This is a genomic window from Buttiauxella cochleicola, assembly GCF_021283185.1.
Lineage (GTDB): Bacteria > Pseudomonadota > Gammaproteobacteria > Enterobacterales > Enterobacteriaceae > Buttiauxella > Buttiauxella massiliensis.
The window spans coordinates 136,076-153,303 of the sequence record NZ_JAJSOS010000008.1 but is presented as its reverse complement, the minus strand read 5'-3'; the positions used below and the strand labels follow the sequence as shown (position 1 = coordinate 153,303).

The 17,228-nt window shown below is 52.3% G+C and carries 18 protein-coding genes; 4 read left to right on the top strand and 14 right to left on the bottom strand.

From position 1 onward, the window contains the following. Positions 1 to 132 precede the first annotated feature (132 nt). From mdcE to mdcA, 5 genes are read right to left on the bottom strand one after another with little or no spacing between them, the layout of a single operon-like run. Complete coding sequence (mdcE, locus tag LVQ76_RS14155; RefSeq protein WP_232921891.1) at positions 133 to 933, bottom strand: biotin-independent malonate decarboxylase subunit gamma; 801 nt, start codon at positions 931 to 933, stop codon at positions 133 to 135. Then, positions 930 to 1,763 carry a biotin-independent malonate decarboxylase subunit beta gene (locus tag LVQ76_RS14150; RefSeq protein ID WP_232921890.1) on the bottom strand — a complete coding sequence of 278 codons (834 nt, stop codon included), beginning with the start codon at positions 1,761 to 1,763 and terminating at the stop codon, positions 930 to 932. Before LVQ76_RS14150 ends, mdcE begins: the two co-directional genes overlap by 4 nt. Beyond that, positions 1,756 to 2,055 (bottom strand): malonate decarboxylase acyl carrier protein, encoded by a 300-nt coding sequence (mdcC, locus tag LVQ76_RS14145; RefSeq protein WP_232865657.1) that lies wholly within the window; start codon positions 2,053 to 2,055, stop codon positions 1,756 to 1,758. The genes LVQ76_RS14150 and mdcC overlap by 8 nt, the downstream gene beginning before the upstream one ends. A 9-nt stretch (positions 2,056 to 2,064) precedes the next feature. Then, a complete protein-coding gene (locus tag LVQ76_RS14140; RefSeq protein WP_232921889.1) occupies positions 2,065 to 2,949 on the bottom strand; it encodes a triphosphoribosyl-dephospho-CoA synthase in 885 nt (294 codons plus the stop codon). Continuing rightward, positions 2,949 to 4,604, bottom strand: a complete 1,656-nt coding sequence (gene mdcA / locus LVQ76_RS14135) for a malonate decarboxylase subunit alpha (RefSeq protein ID WP_232865659.1) — start codon at positions 4,602 to 4,604, stop codon at positions 2,949 to 2,951. Before mdcA ends, LVQ76_RS14140 begins: the two co-directional genes overlap by 1 nt. Before the next feature lie 362 nt (positions 4,605 to 4,966). Between mdcA and LVQ76_RS14130 the strand changes: the two genes are divergently transcribed. After that, positions 4,967 to 5,317, top strand: a complete 351-nt coding sequence (locus tag LVQ76_RS14130) for a type II toxin-antitoxin system RelE/ParE family toxin (RefSeq protein ID WP_232921888.1) — start codon at positions 4,967 to 4,969, stop codon at positions 5,315 to 5,317. 1 nt (position 5,318) lies between these two features. After that, positions 5,319 to 5,618: a helix-turn-helix domain-containing protein gene (locus LVQ76_RS14125; RefSeq protein WP_151994030.1), complete on the top strand. Its 300-nt coding sequence runs from the start codon at positions 5,319 to 5,321 to the stop codon at positions 5,616 to 5,618. 56 nt (positions 5,619 to 5,674) lie between these two features. Here LVQ76_RS14125 and LVQ76_RS14120 read toward each other — a convergent pair whose 3' ends face one another. The 3 genes from LVQ76_RS14120 to pmbA all read right to left on the bottom strand — a co-directional run bounded on the left by LVQ76_RS14120 (position 5,675) and on the right by pmbA (position 8,120). After that, positions 5,675 to 6,259, bottom strand: a complete 585-nt coding sequence (locus LVQ76_RS14120; protein ID WP_232865661.1) for a hypothetical protein — start codon at positions 6,257 to 6,259, stop codon at positions 5,675 to 5,677. Between the two features lie 68 nt (positions 6,260 to 6,327). Then, positions 6,328 to 6,714 (bottom strand): cytochrome b562, encoded by a 387-nt coding sequence (gene cybC / locus LVQ76_RS14115; RefSeq protein WP_034461367.1) that lies wholly within the window; start codon positions 6,712 to 6,714, stop codon positions 6,328 to 6,330. A gap of 53 nt (positions 6,715 to 6,767) precedes the next feature. Beyond that, positions 6,768 to 8,120, bottom strand: a complete 1,353-nt coding sequence (gene pmbA / locus LVQ76_RS14110) for a metalloprotease PmbA (RefSeq protein WP_151994033.1) — start codon at positions 8,118 to 8,120, stop codon at positions 6,768 to 6,770. 98 nt (positions 8,121 to 8,218) lie between these two features. Here pmbA and yjgA point away from each other — a divergent pair, with 98 nt between their 5' ends. Then, positions 8,219 to 8,770 (top strand): ribosome biogenesis factor YjgA, encoded by a 552-nt coding sequence (yjgA, locus tag LVQ76_RS14105; protein WP_064515802.1) that lies wholly within the window; start codon positions 8,219 to 8,221, stop codon positions 8,768 to 8,770. Between the two features lie 46 nt (positions 8,771 to 8,816). On the opposite strand, the gene LVQ76_RS14100 is transcribed toward yjgA, so the two are convergent. Further along, positions 8,817 to 9,344 (bottom strand): GNAT family N-acetyltransferase, encoded by a 528-nt coding sequence (locus LVQ76_RS14100; RefSeq protein ID WP_232921887.1) that lies wholly within the window; start codon positions 9,342 to 9,344, stop codon positions 8,817 to 8,819. Positions 9,345 to 9,402: 58 nt separating this feature from the next. Further along, a complete protein-coding gene (gene mpl, locus LVQ76_RS14095) occupies positions 9,403 to 10,773 on the bottom strand; it encodes a UDP-N-acetylmuramate:L-alanyl-gamma-D-glutamyl-meso-diaminopimelate ligase (protein ID WP_232865663.1) in 1,371 nt (456 codons plus the stop codon). A gap of 174 nt (positions 10,774 to 10,947) precedes the next feature. Here mpl and fbp point away from each other — a divergent pair, with 174 nt between their 5' ends. Then, complete coding sequence (gene fbp, locus LVQ76_RS14090; RefSeq protein WP_034492895.1) at positions 10,948 to 11,946, top strand: class 1 fructose-bisphosphatase; 999 nt, start codon at positions 10,948 to 10,950, stop codon at positions 11,944 to 11,946. Between the two features lie 68 nt (positions 11,947 to 12,014). Here the strand turns inward: fbp and LVQ76_RS14085 are convergent, their stop codons facing one another. The 4 genes from LVQ76_RS14085 to ytfR form a co-directional block, all read right to left on the bottom strand. Then, positions 12,015 to 13,568, bottom strand: coding sequence for a methyl-accepting chemotaxis protein (locus LVQ76_RS14085; RefSeq protein WP_232921886.1), 1,554 nt, complete (start codon positions 13,566 to 13,568; stop codon positions 12,015 to 12,017). 79 nt (positions 13,569 to 13,647) lie between these two features. Then, positions 13,648 to 14,649, bottom strand: a complete 1,002-nt coding sequence (gene yjfF, locus LVQ76_RS14080; RefSeq protein ID WP_034492890.1) for a galactofuranose ABC transporter, permease protein YjfF — start codon at positions 14,647 to 14,649, stop codon at positions 13,648 to 13,650. Continuing rightward, positions 14,636 to 15,667, bottom strand: coding sequence for a galactofuranose ABC transporter, ATP-binding protein YtfT (gene ytfT, locus LVQ76_RS14075; protein WP_232921885.1), 1,032 nt, complete (start codon positions 15,665 to 15,667; stop codon positions 14,636 to 14,638). Before ytfT ends, yjfF begins: the two co-directional genes overlap by 14 nt. A 10-nt stretch (positions 15,668 to 15,677) precedes the next feature. Beyond that, the gene (ytfR, locus tag LVQ76_RS14070) at positions 15,678 to 17,180 is read right to left on the bottom strand and encodes a galactofuranose ABC transporter, ATP-binding protein YtfR (protein WP_232865666.1); all 1,503 of its coding nucleotides are present in this window, start codon (positions 17,178 to 17,180) and stop codon (positions 15,678 to 15,680) included. Positions 17,181 to 17,228: the final 48 nt, after the last annotated feature.

Below are 17,228 nucleotides of genomic sequence, written 5' to 3'. Positions count from 1 at the left end.
ACCTGTAGTTAAAAAAAGAATTCCAGCACCGGTGCGATGGTTATTATTTTCAGGCGGTTAATTTTTATTGGGCACTCTAACGGTGCCCATTATTACCGTCTGGCAGGTCTGTCTTTTTAAACTCTATCGCGACTACCAGGCTGCGCGCATACGCTCGCGAACCAGCGCCGAGCTTTGGCGATTTTTCGCATTCAGTCTGTTTTTCAGGGTGTTATCGGTACGCGCTTCACGAACAGCAGTGACCAGTGCCGCATTTACTTTGTCCATATCGTCGCTTTGCGGTGCTTCTGGATTAGCAATTTCAAGCAATGCAGATAACAGGCCCAGGGTTTCGTAGTTGCTGATGTCATAAGCCATCGGCGGGATGGTGGCGGCCAGTTTTTCCAGCGCTTCCACGGTACGCAGTGTGATACGCGCTGCGGACTCTTTACCCATCGCATGGATCATCACGCCGGAATCGTTGAACGCAATCAGGCGGTTTGCCTGGTAACCGTGTGCCAAAAACGCACCGGACATCGCTTTGCCAACAATCAGGCCCACAACCGGGTGGCCCGCCAGACGCGCATTGGCATAAGCCGCTGCCGCACCGGCCAGTGCCTGGTGGATACCGAACGCTTCTTCGCGGCGGCCATAAGCCTGGCTCGGAACGTCGATCACCGCCACGATGGCGCGTTTCTCTGATTTTTCAGCATCTTCGGCGATGGTTTCGCTAACCACTTTCGCCAGCGTCCAGCCTTCGAGCAGGCCCACTTCCCCACCTTTAGCGCGTGGGTAATGGTTATTTTCGTCTGGCACGACCGCGATAAAACGGGCGGCTTTGCCGTCAACGCTGCCATCGGCAACCTGGACGGAAGCGCACAGGCCAGCCATACGTGGTGCGTTAGCAGTGAGTTTGTCCAACCAAATGGCGGCGCGATTCAGTTTCTGGCTCATGCGCGTTTCTCCCCAAAAAGCTGTTTAATCTGTTCGGAATCAGCCTGTTTCGTAGTATCGAAATTACTCAGGCGTTCGAGATACCACGCATAGTTATCAGTGCGATGCACAGCAGGAACACCTTGCGCGATTGCCGCGTTAACCGCTTCTTTAACCGCGTTAACGCCATCGCCCACCAGCGTTTCGACCAGGCCGCTCTCAAAGCGAACTTCGCCACCGGTCATGCTCCAGATAAACGGACGGTTACGTGAATCGTATTCGTCGATACCCGCTTCCTGTTCGATAACCTGCGGGCCATTCAGACCCAGACGCGCTTCGCGAGTCACGATTAAGTGGCTGCAAAGTGCGGCTGCGATAGACATCCCGCCAAAGCAACCAACTGTTCCTGCGACGACGCCAATAACTGGTGTGTAACGGCGCAAATCAACTATCGCTGCGTGAATATCAGCGATTGCTGCCAGGCCAAGGTTTGCTTCCTGTAAGCGCACGCCGCCGGTTTCGAGACACAAAACGGCCTGAGTTGGGATGCCGTTACGATTATCTTCCGCTGCCAGTTCAAGGGCTGCGGCCATTTTCGCGCCGGACACTTCGCCCATGCTGCCGCCCTGGAAAGCGCCTTCAATAGCGATCACCACTGCCGGGCCGCCGTTGATGGTGCCTTTGGCAACAACCATACCGTCGTCGGACTGCACCACGATGCCCTGCGCTTCCAGCCACGGAGACACGATGCCTTCGAATGGGTCAAGCAGTTCCCGGAAGCTGCCGTCATCAAGCAGCAAACGCGCACGTTCACGCGCTTTGAGTTCGATAAAGCTGCTGTCGTTACGCATGGCTCACCCCTTCAAATACTTGTTCGATACGAATGCGTGCCACGCCTGGCGTCGCGCCAAAATCGTGGATCTGCATCTGCCCGGCAGGAATGCTGGTCAGTTCGCCCAGACGGGAAAACAGTGCCTGCCAGCGTTGCTCGCTGTTATCTACAGACGTGGTGATGGCGATGGTCAGGGTATCGCCCTGAGTCGCGGTAAACAGAACTTCCATATCACCGGAGCCAACTACACCCGCCAGCGCTTTGCCGCTAACGGTGCGAGTTGCCGGAAAAGACAACGTAATGTGTTCCATAACACCCTCTTAAAAGTGTGAATGTTGCGGTAATGGGGTAATCGTCGCGTTATCGCAGGCGATACGGTCAATCAGCAGCGTGGCGGCCAGCAAATCTGCGGCCCCACCCGGTGAGGCATTGAGTGCCAGCATCTCTTTGTCGAGCCAGGCGAGCGCCGCGCGGCCTTGAGATGTTGCCGTACCACCAGCAACCAGTACGCTACGCGCGCCGTTTTGCATCGTTTCCAGCCCTTCAAGGCCTGCACGTGAAAGCACGCAGGTATCGCTAAGCGAGGTCATAATGGCCATCAGTGCATCAAGCCGCGCCTGCGGTTCCGTTGCTCCGTTCTGGCGACTGCGGCGCAGTTGCGGCAACGCCAGTTGCATGATGTGCGGGAAGCCAAGTTGCGCCTCTTCGCGAGCGCCGGGAACCTGATAACGCCGTGTTGCGAGTAGCCCCTTACTGAAAACTTTTGGTGCTGAACTGTCTGGCAGGCTGGCAAGTTTTGCGGCACTTGCCGCAATTTCTTCACTGCTGCCTTCAAGGCCGTGCATCGCGGCGGCAGAGACCAACAAACCGAGCGCCCAGATAGCGCCCCGGTGAGTATTCACTCCGCCTGTAGCCATCATCATCTGCGCCTCACCTTCACGACCTAAGCGGCCGACGAGTTGGCGCAGAGCGATATCTTCCGGGCGCTGCCAGCTTTGCAATGCCAGCGCATGAAACGTCGGGGAAAGGCTGTGCGCAGAGCGCTCCATCAATTCCAACGTCAGGTCGTGATGTGCACCACTTCCCCGACTGTCCACAAGACCAGGTTTCGGGCTTAAGCGTGCTTCTGTGATCAAGCTTTGGGTGGCAACCCTTGCAAGCCATGCAGCGCTGCCTTCACTCCCAATCTGTGGCTGTAGTTTCATTACCAGCTCCGGAATTTCGCAGGTGGGTTATACAGACCGTCAGACCATTCCACTAAGTCCGCCACGCTGCTGGCTGCCAGCAGAGAACGAGTTGCGTCAGTGCGACGAATGCCCATATCTTCCGGGAAGACCACTTTGCCGCTTTGGCGCAGTGCGGCAACGCGTTTCGCATCCACGCCCAAACCGATATCTGTAATACCTGCAACGGATGCCACCATCGCGCGGCGTTCTTCCATGCTTTCAGCACGATACAGATACGCGATGCCTTCTTCGGTGAGCACGTGAGTCACGTCGTCGCCGTAAATCATGACCGGAGCCAGCGGCATACCGGAGGATTTAGCCACGTCAACCGCATCGAGTTTTTCCACGAACGTTGGCTTAACGCCCGCCTGGAAGGTTTCGACCATCTGAACAACGAGCTTACGGCCGCGCTGCATCAGGTCTGGTTGAGCCTGCATAGCAAGCCAGGCAGCCGTTGCATGGCGACGACCATGTGGGTCATGGCCCATGTTTGGCGCACCGCCAAAACCAGAAAGACGACCGCGAGTCACCGTAGAGGAGTTGGCGTAGCCATCAACCTGTAACGTGGAACCGATAAACATATCGACCGCGTACTGGCCTGCTAACTGGCAGAACGCACGGTTGGAGCGCATGGAACCGTCGGCACCGGTAAAGAACACGTCCGGACGAGCACGCACGTACTCTTCCATACCCAGTTCGCCACCGAAGCAGTGCACGGTTTCAACCCAACCGCTTTCGATAGCAGGAATAAGCGTTGGGTGCGGGTTCAGCGTCCAGTGTTTACAGATTTTGCCTTTCAGGCCGAGCTGTTCACCGTAGGTCGGCAGCAGCAATTCGATTGCGGCGGTATTGAAGCCGATACCGTGGTTGAGCGATTGCACCTGATGTTCCGCATAGATGCCTTTAATCGCCATCATCGCCATCAGGATGTGTTCTTGCTTGATCAGACGTGGGTCACGGGTAAACAGCGGCTCGATGAAGAACGGTTTGTCAGCCACAACCACGTAGTCAATCCACGAGCCGGGAATATCCACGCGCGGCAGGTCGCATTCGTCGTCCACCAGTTCGTTAACCTGGGCGATCACAATGCCGTCGTGGAAAGCCGCCGCTTCGACCAGCGCTGGCGTGTCTTCGGTGCTGGCACCGGTATATAAATTGCCTTTGCGGTCAGCTTTGAAACCGGCAATCAGCGCGACGTTCGGCGCCAGATCGACGTATAAGCGGGAATAGAGTTCGATATAAGTGTGGATTGCGCCAATTTCTAACTGGCCGTCTTCCAGCAGCTGCGAGATGCGCAGGCTTTGGGTGCCAGAGAAGGAGAAATCGAGCTTGCGGGCGATACCTTTTTCAAAAATATCAAGGTGTTCGCTACGCCCGACGCTCGGCATAATCATATGCAGGTCGTGAACTTTGGATGGGCTAACTTCAGCCAACATGCGGGAAAGGAAATCCGCCTGTTTTTGGTTATTGCCTTCAAGCACCACGCGATCGCCGGGAGCGATCAGTTTTTCCAGCATATCAACAAGATCTTCGGTTGGAAGCACCTTGCCCTGCACGTTGGTGGAAGCCATACGACGCAGTTTCTCAGTGCGGCGTGTGTTCCACTGGCGTGCTGGCTTTTGGAAAGCCGTCATTTTAACCTCCTGATTCAGCCAATCATTCTGATTTGCTTTAGCTTGGTTAAATTGTGCGCCTCACTGGTTAGACCATCAATTAAGCTCGGGAACCAATCATTAGCCTTAGAGTAATAATGGACTTTTGGTTTTGTGATCGGGGTGGAAGGCGAGCATTGAATTGATGGGCTAGCGACTTACCTAAAAATCCAACTTACGAGAAAGGCCGCATCGTGAAGCTGTGAAAATAGGATGCTGGCAGCTAGTTTGTAGAATGCGCTCGATTCTTCACGAGAAAAGCGCAATTTTCATTTCGCTTTCTTTTAAGTTCATAGCTAAAAGGCTATGATTGAACAATAGCCTTCTGGCTATGGGATAAAGTGATGTGGAACGTTCTGACAACGGAAGTTTTTGATGAATGGTTTTTAGCGCAAAACGAAATGCTCAGAGAAGATGTCCTTGCGATGATGGGGTTCCTTGAAGAGTTTGGTCCGCATTTGGGTCGGCCGTATGTCGATACCTTAAAAGGCAGCGTATTTCCCAACATGAAAGAACTTCGTATTCAGCATGCCGGAAACCCGATACGTGCCTTTTTCGCTTTTGATCCACAACGCCAGGCCATCATTTTATGTGCTGGTGATAAAACCGGGAAAAACGGGCAGCAATTTTATCGCAGTATGATTCTGCGGGCTGAATCAGAGTATCGTAATCACTTGGCAAAACTGGAGAGGTAATATGTCTACTTACAAAGAGTTGCTGTCACAACAAAGCCCTGAAAGCCAACAGCGTATTGCTAAAAAAATCGAAGTCTTACGCCAGGAATTAATACTCAGCCAGTTGCGTGAAGAGCTCAATATTTCACAGACTGAATTGGCCCGAACCATTGGTGTATCACAACCAACGCTCGCAAAAATTGAGAAAACCGGCAATGACCCACGGTTATCAACTCTTAAACGTTATGTGACAGCGCTGGGTGGGGAACTGAGTATTGATATCACTCTCCCTAACGGAAAGCGGGTGGCGTTTCACCTTTGACTGAAAAAACTCTCCTCTTCCCACGATGCAGAAAGAGGAGTTTAAAGCATCAGCTATTATGATTTAGCCGGGTGGGCAGTGATTTTGATTGAGTCGGTGTAAGTCACGCGCACGCTTTGGTTCACTTTCAGATCTTTCAATTTTGCCTGAACTTTAGGGTCTTCAACGGTTACCGTTTTTTCCTGACCTTTTGGTCCGACAAATGTGATTTCATTCTTTTTCAGATCGATGTGTTTAATTTTCAGCTGAACGTTAACCTGGCGGAAGGCTTCGTGCTCAGGTGAACCACTGGTCGCTTTTTCCATCCCTTTGGTGGTTGAAGCCGTAGGTGCGGCTTTATCAACGTTGGTATCAAAAGCAATAGCAACGGAACGCGTTACGGTAGTATCAACGGTATCGCCCGCTTTGATATTCGCCAGCGTGCCGGCTTCTTCTGGAACGTTGAGAGAGACTTTATTCCCTGCTTCCCCTTCCAGCACCACAACATGATTTTTTTGATCAACAGAAACAACTTTCGCGGAAAAATGATCGGCCTGGAAATCACCTGCTACAGGCAGGACGGTTGCATTAGCGGACATGATACTGAATGCCAGTAGGGAAACAGTAGCAGCACCTTTAATGAAGGTTTGAATCGGTTTCATAAATCAGATGTCCTTATAAGATAAACAGATATGTTCCGGCCCCTTAGGGGTTAGGGGCCAGTATGAGCTTAGCGGTATTTTTTATGGTAGGCATTGCGAGTGGTTTTAAATTCTTCTGCTGCTGCCTGCGCTTCTTTTACTTTGCCTTCGTTGGCAAGTTTCAGCGCACCGTCAATCTGTCCAACCAGTAAATCCAAACCGTGGCGATAATCCTTCATCTCGGCACTATCTGCCGCTTTGTTCTCGAGTTTTGGTGGTGTGCCCTTTTGCGCATCCAGCGCTGCGGTTCGCATGTTGTTTAGCGAGGTTTTTAACTCTGCCGCGTTATCGGTCTTCAACACGGTTTTGTAGTTTTCAGCGATGGTATCCATATCATCGCCAACATCTTTCGCCATTACAGCGCCAGTAAATAACACGGACGATACTGCCAACATTGCAATTAATTGCTTACGCATTGACTCACCTTTTTTATTAGAAAGGCGCGGCAGGACGCGCCTGTTACGGTTAACTACTGACCGGCGATTTTCATCTCCGGCAGTAACACTGAACCACATTGAATATTACTGCGCTTCTCAATATCACTACCAATTGTGACCATTTCACGCCACATATCTTTCAAGTTTCCAGCGATAGTAATTTCGCTTACTGGATATTGAATTTCGCCGTTTTCGACCCAGAAACCGGACGCGCCGCGAGAGTAGTCGCCAGTAATGCCGCTTACGCCCTGACCCATCAGCTCGGTCACCACCAGCCCGGTGCCCATCTCTTTAAGCATACCCGCGAAATCCAGGCCTCGCCCTTCGATACGCCAGTTGTGGATACCACCCGCATGACCGGTGCTTTTCAGACCCAGTTTGCGCGCGGAATAGTTGGTCAACAGCCACTGTTGCAGGACACCGTCTTTGATAATGTCGCGGCGTTCTGTGCGAACCCCTTCGCTATCAAATGGTGTAGATGCCAGGCCTTTGAGCAAATGTGGATGCTCTTCAATGGTCAGCCATTCCGGCAGGATTTGTTTGCCAAGAGAATCCAGCAGGAACGTGGATTTACGGTAAACCGAGCCGCCCGCAATCGCGCCCACTAAATGCCCGAACAGGCCCGTTGCCGCTTCAGCGGCAAAAATAACCGGCGCTTTCATGGTAGACAGTTTGCGAGGAGACAGGCGCGCAAGCGTACGGCGAGCACATTCGATACCCACTGATTCTGGGCTGTCGAGATCTTCCATCGCACGGCCAATGGTGTAGGCGTAATCACGCTCCATCTCACCATTAACTTCTGCAATAACACAGCTGGAAAGCGAATGGCGCGTTGAACAGTAGCTTTGCAGCATACCGTTGCTGTTACCGAATACTTTAATGCCGTAGTGGCTGTTAAAACTGCCGCCTTCGGTATTATTGATGCGCTTATCGACGTTCAATGACGCATTTTCAGCGCGAGCAGCTAGCTCAATCGCGCGGTCAGCGTCCATTTCCGTTGGGTGGAAAAGGTCCAGGTCTGGCGCTTCATAAGCCAGTAACTCTTTATCTGCCACACCCGCAAACGGGTCTGGTGAGGTGTAACGGGCGATATCCAGCGCCGCCTGCACGGTGCGCGCTACGGCATCCGGGCTAAGGTCTGTTGTGGATGCGCTACCTTTACGGTTTTGATGATAAACGGTGATGCCTAACGCACCATCGCTGTTAAATTCGACGTTTTCCACCTCACCGTATCGGGTACTTACGCTGATACCAGTGGTTTTACTGACGGCAACTTCTGCGCCATCGGACTGAGCGGAAGCCAGTTCCAGCGCCTGAGATACCGCTTGTTCCAGAACCTGACGTTGTTGTGCTACTTGCGTGTTTACTTTCATCGCTACTGCCATAATGTAAGGTGAGTGAATTAAGTCTAACAGGAACAGAACAATTTCGCAGTGAACAGGCTTTACTGGTAGAATTAGCCACTTTTTTTAAGGAGCCTAATATGACTAAGCAGCCCGATGACTGGCTCGACGACGTACCAGATAACGAAAATGAAGACGAAGATGATGAGATTATCTGGGTCAGTAAAAGCGAAATTAAACGTGATGCCGAGGAGTTAAAACGCCTGGGTATGGAACTGATGGAGTTGGGCAAAAATGCGCTCGACAAAATCCCTCTTGATGAAGATTTGCGCGCCGCTATTGATTTGGCTCAGAAAATCAAAAAAGAAGGCCGTCGCCGTCAGGTTCAGTTAATTGGCAAAATGATGCGTTCGCGCGACATGGACCCTATCCGCGTAGCACTCGATAAACTGAAAAACCGTCACAACCAACAAGTCGCACTGTTCCATAAACTGGAAGCACTGCGCGATCGTTTGGTTGAGGAAGGCGATGATGCAATGAGTGAAGTGTTAAGACTTTACCCAGAAGCTGACCGCCAGCAATTACGTGTACTGATTCGTAACGCACAAAAAGAAAAGGCAGCAAATAAGCCGCCAAAATCTTATCGCCAGATTTTCTCATATCTGCGCGAACTGGCTGAAACCCAGGCCTAAAAAAATGCCCGCAAATTTGCGGGCATTTTTATTAGTGCCTGGCATATTAATCCCGCCCCATTACCACACTGGATAAATCCGTATTAAATCGCTGATATTGATCGCTGCTAATCGCATGCGGGTAGCTCAAAACAATCAGCTCATGATCTGATATATCAATGTGGTAAGTCGGATGATAATGATTAAATCCATTCTCATGGAAGCCGAGCTTTTGATAAAATCGCAGGCGTTTCTGGGCAATATCAGTCGTTAACGGATCGATCTCCAGAATGGTCAGCGGCTGCATTTGCAGAAACTGACTCAACATTCTTTTGCCATATCCTTGTGCCCGTAATTCCCCGTTTACCGCCAGATGCTCAATGTAGGTGTAATCACCAAAACTCCATGACGCAATCATGCCAATAAACTGTTCACCATCAAAACAGGCTTGCAAAGTGTAGTTTGGACTACTGAGCGCACTCACCTTAGCTTCGGGTTCACGTTTCTCATGCCATGGAAAAGCGCTTTCATATAACGCATCCACGGGCGAAAACCACGGAGCATCAGGAGAGGTAATACGTTTAACTGTGAGCATATTGGTAGGCCAGGAAATGCCAGCCCGATGGCCGAGCTGGCATGGTAGGGGAGTACGATTACTGGTTTTCTGATTTTTTAGCCAGTGCATCCAGCAGCTTCTGGTGAATACCACCGAAACCACCGTTGCTCATCACCAGAATATGGTCGCCAGGTTGAGCCGTTTTCACCACCATATCCGCCAAAGTGTCGACATCTGCACTCCAGTGAGCAGGCTGAATACAGGCTTCTGCCACTTCAACCACTTGCCATGGAATATGCGGAGGCTGAAGTAAGAAGACTTCGTCAGCACGACCTAAAGAAGGTGCCAGATCATCTTTGCTCAGGCCCATTTTCATGGTGTTAGAGCGTGGCTCAAGCACCGCGAGAATACGTGCGGTGCCGCCAACTTTGCTACGCAACGCCGAAAGTGTTGCCAGAATCGCCGTAGGATGGTGAGCAAAGTCGTCATATACCGTCACGCCATGCGCTTCACCACGTAATTCAAGGCGACGACGGGCATTGATGAAGCTATCCAGGGCTTTCGCAGCATCTGCCGGGGTAACACCCACATGGCGTGCCGCGGCAATCGCCATCAGCCCGTTATGCATGTTGTGTTCGCCAACTAGCTGCCAGTGAACTTCTCCGACACGCTCGCCATCCAGGTACACTTCCCAGTTGGATGCATCAGGATTAAGCTTCTTCGCCTGCCAGTGGCCTTGCTCGCCCACCAGCTCTTGCTCGCTCCAGCAACCCATTGCCAGCGTCTGCTTAATGTTGGTGTCGTTCTCAGGCCAGATGATTTTCCCCTGCCCCGGCACAATACGCACCAGATGGTGGAACTGTTTCTGAATCGCTTTCAGATCGTCAAAGATGTCGGCGTGATCAAACTCAAGGTTATTGAGGATCAACGTACGCGGGCAGTAATGCACGAATTTGGAACGCTTATCGAAGAACGCACAGTCGTATTCGTCAGCTTCAATCACAAAGAATGGGCTATCGCCCAAGCGTGCAGAAACATCGAAATTACCCGGTACGCCGCCGATCACAAAGCCAGGCTTGTAGCCACAGGCTTCCAGAATCCACGTTGCCATACCTGCGGTGGTAGTTTTACCGTGAGTCCCCGCCACAGCCAGCACCCAACGGTCGCGCAGCACAAAATCGTGCAGCCACTGTGGGCCAGACATGTAAGGAATACTTTTCTCAAGCACCGCTTCAACGCACGGATTTCCACGCGTCATTGCGTTGCCGATGATCACCAGATCCGGCTGTGGGTCGAGTTGGCTTGGGTCGTAACCTTGAATTAATTCAATACCCTGCTCTTCAAGCAGAGTGCTCATTGGAGGGTACACATTGGCATCCGAGCCCGTAACCTGATGGCCGAGTGAACGAGCCAGCATAGCAAGGCCGCCCATGAACGTGCCGCAAATACCCAAAATATGAATACGCATAAAACTATCCTTTTATTATTTGGCGCACATTCTAACCGTATGTTGGATGCTGGCAAATCGCATTTAAGTTAATTCCGTATTTTGCTGGCGCGATTCACCTGTACGCTACTATTTGAATCTTTGTTAGGATTGTTGCAGTCGTTTCATTTAATTAACAGAAGCAGGGAAAGTGTTATGAAAACGTTAGGTGAATTTATTGTCGAAAAGCAGCACGAGTTCTCGCACGCAACCGGTGAACTGACTGCCTTGTTGTCGGCAATAAAGCTCGGCGCAAAAATCATCCACCGTGATATCAACAAAGCAGGTCTGGTTGATATTCTGGGTGCCAGCGGAGCTGAAAACGTTCAGGGCGAAGTGCAGCAAAAACTTGACCTGTTCGCAAACGAAAAACTGAAAGCAGCACTGAAAGCCCGAGGGATTGTGGCCGGTGTGGCTTCCGAAGAAGAAGATGACATCGTTGTTTTCGAAGGCGCGGAACATGCCAAGTATGTTGTACTGATGGACCCACTTGATGGTTCATCAAACATCGACGTGAACGTATCAGTTGGTACCATTTTCTCCATCTATCGCCGTATTACACCGGTAGGCACTCCTGTCACCGAAGCCGATTTCCTCCAGCCCGGCAACCGTCAGGTCGCGGCGGGTTATGTGGTTTACGGCTCTTCAACCATGCTGGTTTATACCACCGGTTGTGGCGTTCATGCCTTCACCTACGATCCTTCCCTTGGTGTGTTCTGCCTGTGTCAGGAGCGTATGCGCTTCCCGGAAATTGGCAGCACCTATTCCATCAACGAAGGGAACTACATCCGTTTCCCGCAGGGTGTGAAAAAGTACATTAAGTTCTGCCAGGAAGAAGATTCCAACACCCAGCGCCCGTACACCTCACGTTATATCGGTTCTCTGGTTGCCGACTTCCACCGCAATCTGCTGAAAGGTGGGATTTATCTCTACCCAAGCACCGCAAGCCACCCACAAGGGAAGCTGCGTTTGCTGTATGAAGGCAACCCGATGGCGTTCCTTGCAGAACAGGCTGGCGGTAAAGCGAGTGATGGCAAAGAACGTATTCTGGATATCATCCCGGAAACCCTGCACCAGCGCCGTCCGTTCTTCGTCGGTAACGAACATATGGTCGATGATGTAGAACGCTTTATCCGTGAGTATCCGGACGCTTAATTCGTTTTAATATCTCCCCTCACCCCGTCCCTCTCCCCCAGGAGAGGGTTAGGGTGAGGGCTCGTGAATTAACAACGAAACGTCGCCATCGCCGCAACTAAATGCTGCGACTGCTCCTCAAGTGAACGCGTAGCCGCTGTTGATTCCTGAACCAATGCCGCATTTTGCTGCGCTGCCTCATCCATCTGGCTCACCGCGATATTCACCTGCTCGATACCATAGCTTTGCTCGTTTGACGCATTAGCAATTTCACTGACCAATCTGGTCATGCGCATCACCTCTTCAGCGATTTCATCCATCGTTTCCCCGGCTTGTTGCGCCAGTTCACGACCTTCGCCAACATGATTTTGCGAGTCCGAAATCAGCGTGCGGATCTCTTTTGCTGCATCAGCACTGCGGCTTGCCAGAGTACGAACTTCGCCCGCCACTACCGCAAACCCGCGCCCTTGTTCACCAGCACGCGCCGCTTCTACAGAGGCGTTCAGCGCCAGGATATTGGTCTGGAAGGCGATGCCGTCGATAACGCTCAGGATGTCTGCAATACGGTCAGAACTACTGGAGATATCACGCATTTTCTCAATCACATAACACACCATTTCGCTGCCACGGTCGGCGGTATCAGAAACGTCTTTCGCCAGTTTATGCGCCTGCTCGGCGTTGTCGGCGTTCTGTTTCACCGTCGCGGTAATCTGCTCCATGCTGGCAGCGGTTTGCTCCAGAGAAGTCGCCGTGGATTCAGTACGTTGAGCGAGATTCTGGTTGCCAGCCGCCAGTTCGCGGCTGCCGGTATCAATTTGCGAGCTGGCATCGCGCACACGGCTTACCGATTCCATCAAGGAATCTCGCATGATGGTAATTGCCGTCGCCAGGCGGCCAAATTCGTTATTGCCAGCTGGTGGCAACGTCTGGGTTAAATCACCTTTGGCGACAAACTCCAGTTGCTCAATCGACTGATTCAACGGCTTGAGCAGTAAATGGCGGAGCGCCAGCCATACCAGCACGATAATCCCGGCGGTGAGCAGTGCGGCAATAATAATTAGCGTAAGGACGATTTTCTTATGCAATTGCACCGCTTCAACTTCGCTGTTGCCGCGCGCCTCGCCCCACTGTTTGAAAATCTCGACATCGGTATCAAACTTTTGCGACAGCGGAATCAGTGACTTTTCCAACAGGTCATAGTAATCGTCAGGGCTTTGTTTGGTGAGCGCTGCAAGCATCGGGTTGATGCCTTTCGCGAGGTAGTCCGCATAACTCTGCGATAAGTTTTGAATCAGGCGATTGCCCTCTTCGTCGCCGACGCCGCTGTCGATAAACTCTTTGAGCTGCTGTTGAGCCGCCGCCACATCACTGGCAACGTAATCGGTAGATTTGGTGGCATCTTCCAGCAGGCCAATTTCCATCTGGCGAACCGCCTGCCCTGCACCGTTACGCGCACGTAGCAACGAAACATAGCCATCAGACAAGCGCACCATCTGCTCGCCCTGTAGGCGATTGATATTCTGGAGTGAGGTTGAGCTTTGTTGCAGAGCAAAAATGCCCATGCCGCTGACAAATAACAACAGGAAGGTCATGACTGCCAGCAATGTCAGCAGCCCCGTGCGAATAGACAAATTTCTCAACATGCTCTTTTCCCGGTGACAGAACGATAGAAACGATGGAGATGTTATCGACCGTCACCGGGTAAACATTAGGCAAAGCGGTTCAGCTTTGACCTGGCGTTACGTTAATACGCTTCACTGGCGAGCTTTGGCGGTTTTCCCACAGCACCGTCAGGCCGCGCTGTAGGGCAATGAAAATAAACAGCAAAATGCCGATGGCGATTTTTGTCCACCACGAACTGAGCGTGCCATCGAAGTTGATATAGGTCTGAATTAGCCCCTGGATAGCCACACCAAACAGCGTGCCGAGCACCGTTCCCACGCCACCGCTTAACAACGTGCCTCCGATAACCACGGAGGCAATCGCATCCAGCTCAACACCCATTCCAGCCAGCGCGTAACCCGCAGAGGTATAGAGTGAAAAGACGATTCCTGCCAAAGTCGCCAGCCCGGTAGAGAGCATATAAATACGAATCGTGGTGCTGCGCGTGGAAATCCCCATCAGGTTTGCCGAAGTCGCGTTGCCACCAATCGCGTAAACCTGGTTACCAAACCGGGTGCGGTGTGCAAGGAAAATGCCAATCACCACCACGGCCAGCATCAGCAGGCCCATGGCACTCAAACGCCCGCCGCCTGGAATGCGCCAGGCAAGGTTTGAAAGGGTGTCGTAAATCGGGTGATCAATCGGAATCGACTCTTCCGAAACCAGATAACTGACCCCACGCAGGAAGAACATCCCGGCAAGCGTGATAATAAAGGCTGGGATTTTCAGCGCATCGATAAGCAGCCCCATAAACGCACCGAACGCGCAGCCCATCAGCAGCACCAGCGGGAAGGCCACCAGCGGCGACAAACCCCAGAAGCCAATCGCTTTGGCGAGGAACACGCCGGTAAAAGCGATCACCGAACCGACAGAAAGATCGATGCCGCCCGAGAGGATCACAAAGGTCATGCCGACGGCAATAATTCCCAGAAATGCGTTATCGGTCAGAATATTGCAGATTACCCGAGTTGAGGCAAAACCGGGGAATTGCGTCAGGCAATACAGATACCCCAGCACAAACACCGCCAGGGTAATCATCAACGGCAAGTTACGTTTGATCATGGCGACGGAGTCCTTTGAGCAAAGCAATAAAACGTGGCGACTGAACAATCAGCACGCACATCACCACCACCGCTTTCACCACCTGGTTAAGCTCGGGAGGGAAACCAGAAAGCAGAATGCCGGTGTTCATGCCCTGAATAATCAGCGCACCAATCACTGAAAGCGCGATGTTAAAACGCCCGCCCATCAACGAACCGCCACCGATGACTACCGCAAGAATAGCGTCCAGCTCAAGCCACAATCCGGCGTTGTTGGCATCAGCACCGCGAATATCGGCGGTGACGATAATCCCGGCGATAGCCGCGCACAGGCCACTCAACACGTAAGTCAGCATCACGACGATACGCGTATTTACCCCGGCGTTTTTCGCTGCGCGAATGTTAATCCCAACCGATTCGATAAACAGTCCCAGCGCCGTTTTACGGGTAAATAGCCAGAAGACCAGCAGCGTTGCCAGCACAATAATCACGGGTGTCGGGAAGAAGAACAGCGAACCGCTGCCCAGAAACGAGAGGTTTGGTGAATCAAAAGTAACGATTTGTCCGGCGGTGATAAGTTGAGCCACACCGCGCCCGGCCACCATTAAAATCAGCGTGGCAACAAACGGTTGGATTTTCAGGATGGCCACCAGAATGCCGTTCCACAACCCCGCCAGAACACCAACGCCGAGGGATGCCAGAATAACCACCGTCAGGCTGTGCCCGTCGACAGTTAACGTCGCAGCCGTCGCGCCAGCAATCGCCATCACCGCACCAACGGAAAGATCGATACCGCCTGTGGCGATCACCAGCGTCATGCCAATGGCAAGTAATGCGACCGGTGCAGCACGGTTAAGAATGTCTATCGGGCTGCCGAACAGCCGCCCATTTTGCACCACGATATCAAAGAAATGGTTAGCGACCAGGCTATCAACCAGTAGCACCAGCACCAGAGCAACTAACTGCGGAATACCCGGTGGCCAGCGAAAACTTCGCTTCGGCTTTTCGGCATCCGTTTGCGGCAATGAACGAGACATCACGTTTTACTCCTTATGCCGCAATGGCATTCATAATTGCCGATACGGAAAGCTCGTCGAGCGGGATCTGGGCCACTTGCTGCCTGTCACGCATGATGATCACGCGATCCGCATAGCCCACCAGTTCTTCGAGTTCAGAGGAGATAACCAATAGCGCCAGGCCATCAGCACACAGAGTTTCGATCAAACGGATAATTTCGGCGTGTGCGCCAACGTCGATCCCGCGCGTCGGTTCGTCGAGGATCAGGAACTGCGGTTTGGTCAACAGCCAGCGCGAGAGCAACACTTTTTGCTGGTTACCACCGGAGAGAAATTCGATCGGTTGATCCGGGCCAGGCGTACGAATACCCAACTGGCGAATGAAGCGTTCTGCTATTTGATACTGTTCACGCTTAGGGATAGGCCGCAGCCAGCCGCGTTGGGCCTGTAATGCCAGAATGATATTTTCACGCACCGAAGCGGCGGCAATAATGCCGTCAGTTTTGCGATCTTCCGGGCAAAAACCAATCCCGAGAGACGAAGCTTTATGCGGCGATCGAAGTGATTGCGGCTTGCCTTTGATCCACGCGTTGCCCTGATCTGCGGGTTTGATCCCAAAAATGACTTCGGCGGTTTCGGTGCGCCCGGATCCTAATAACCCCGCCAGACCAACGATCTCACCCGGACGGACCTCCAGATTGAACGGGTTGATCACCCCTTTCTTACCGAAATCTTTAAACGCGGCGACCGGTTTATCGCTCAGTAAAGTACGGCCCGCACGGTTGAGCGCATTGGTTTCCAGCTCGCGCCCCAGCATCATTTTTACCAGATCTATCTGCGGCAGATCTTTTGTATTTCGCGTGCCCACAAACGATCCGTTGCGCAGAACGGTAATACGATCGGTGACTTCATAAACTTGATCGAGGAAGTGAGTGACGAAGATCAAGCTGACGCCCTGGTCACGCAGCTGGCGCATCAGGGTGAACAGCATTTCAACTTCTTTGGTGTCGAGGCTGGCGGTCGGTTCATCGAGGATCAGCACTTTGGCCGACAGATCGATGGCCCGGCAAATGGCAACGATTTGCTGCATCGCGACGGAGTAGCGGTTAAGCGGCTCGGCGACATCCAGCGAGAATCCATAGGACTCCATCAGGAGGGTGGCGCGTTTTTCCATCTCTTTGCGTTGTATAAACCCAAAGCGACGCGGCTCGCGGCCGATAAACAGGTTATCCGCCACCGACATATTCGGCAGCAAGTTCACTTCCTGGTAGACGGTGCCAATGCCAAGCTGTTGAGCATGAGCGGTGTTTCTCGGTGAGATCAATTCACCTTCGAGATAAATATTGCCGCTATCGCGCTGATAAACACCGGTTAGCGCTTTGATAAGCGTGGATTTCCCTGCTCCGTTTTCACCCAGTAACGCCATGATTTCACCCCGATTAAGGCTGAAGTCCACTTTGTCGAGCGCTTTGACGCCGGGGAAATGTTTGGTTAAGCCTTCCGTGCGCAGAATTTCCTGATTGTTGTTTGTGTTCATGAACGCACTCCTGCCAACGCACAACTGTAGGGTGAGATAAGCGCAGCG

Excerpts from the sequence above, each read along its gene's own strand:
- LVQ76_RS14100 (WP_232921887.1), bottom strand. The coding sequence starts at position 9,344 with ATGCTCACAGTTAAACGTATTACCTCTCCTGATGCTCCGTGGTTTTCG.
- mpl (WP_232865663.1), bottom strand. The coding sequence starts at position 10,773 with ATGCGTATTCATATTTTGGGTATTTGCGGCACGTTCATGGGCGGCCTT.
- LVQ76_RS14130 (WP_232921888.1), top strand. The coding sequence starts at position 4,967 with ATGTGGAACGTTCTGACAACGGAAGTTTTTGATGAATGGTTTTTAGCG.
- cybC (WP_034461367.1), bottom strand. The coding sequence starts at position 6,714 with ATGCGTAAGCAATTAATTGCAATGTTGGCAGTATCGTCCGTGTTATTT.
- yjgA (WP_064515802.1), top strand. The coding sequence starts at position 8,219 with ATGACTAAGCAGCCCGATGACTGGCTCGACGACGTACCAGATAACGAA.
- LVQ76_RS14125 (WP_151994030.1), top strand. The coding sequence starts at position 5,319 with ATGTCTACTTACAAAGAGTTGCTGTCACAACAAAGCCCTGAAAGCCAA.
- LVQ76_RS14120 (WP_232865661.1), bottom strand. The coding sequence starts at position 6,259 with ATGAAACCGATTCAAACCTTCATTAAAGGTGCTGCTACTGTTTCCCTA.
- LVQ76_RS14085 (WP_232921886.1), bottom strand. The coding sequence starts at position 13,568 with ATGTTGAGAAATTTGTCTATTCGCACGGGGCTGCTGACATTGCTGGCA.
- LVQ76_RS14150 (WP_232921890.1), bottom strand. The coding sequence starts at position 1,763 with ATGCGTAACGACAGCAGCTTTATCGAACTCAAAGCGCGTGAACGTGCG.
- ytfR (WP_232865666.1), bottom strand. The coding sequence starts at position 17,180 with ATGAACACAAACAACAATCAGGAAATTCTGCGCACGGAAGGCTTAACC.
- yjfF (WP_034492890.1), bottom strand. The coding sequence starts at position 14,649 with ATGATCAAACGTAACTTGCCGTTGATGATTACCCTGGCGGTGTTTGTG.
- mdcE (WP_232921891.1), bottom strand. The coding sequence starts at position 933 with ATGAGCCAGAAACTGAATCGCGCCGCCATTTGGTTGGACAAACTCACT.
- fbp (WP_034492895.1), top strand. The coding sequence starts at position 10,948 with ATGAAAACGTTAGGTGAATTTATTGTCGAAAAGCAGCACGAGTTCTCG.
- mdcA (WP_232865659.1), bottom strand. The coding sequence starts at position 4,604 with ATGACGGCTTTCCAAAAGCCAGCACGCCAGTGGAACACACGCCGCACT.
- mdcC (WP_232865657.1), bottom strand. The coding sequence starts at position 2,055 with ATGGAACACATTACGTTGTCTTTTCCGGCAACTCGCACCGTTAGCGGC.
- LVQ76_RS14140 (WP_232921889.1), bottom strand. The coding sequence starts at position 2,949 with ATGAAACTACAGCCACAGATTGGGAGTGAAGGCAGCGCTGCATGGCTT.
- pmbA (WP_151994033.1), bottom strand. The coding sequence starts at position 8,120 with ATGGCAGTAGCGATGAAAGTAAACACGCAAGTAGCACAACAACGTCAG.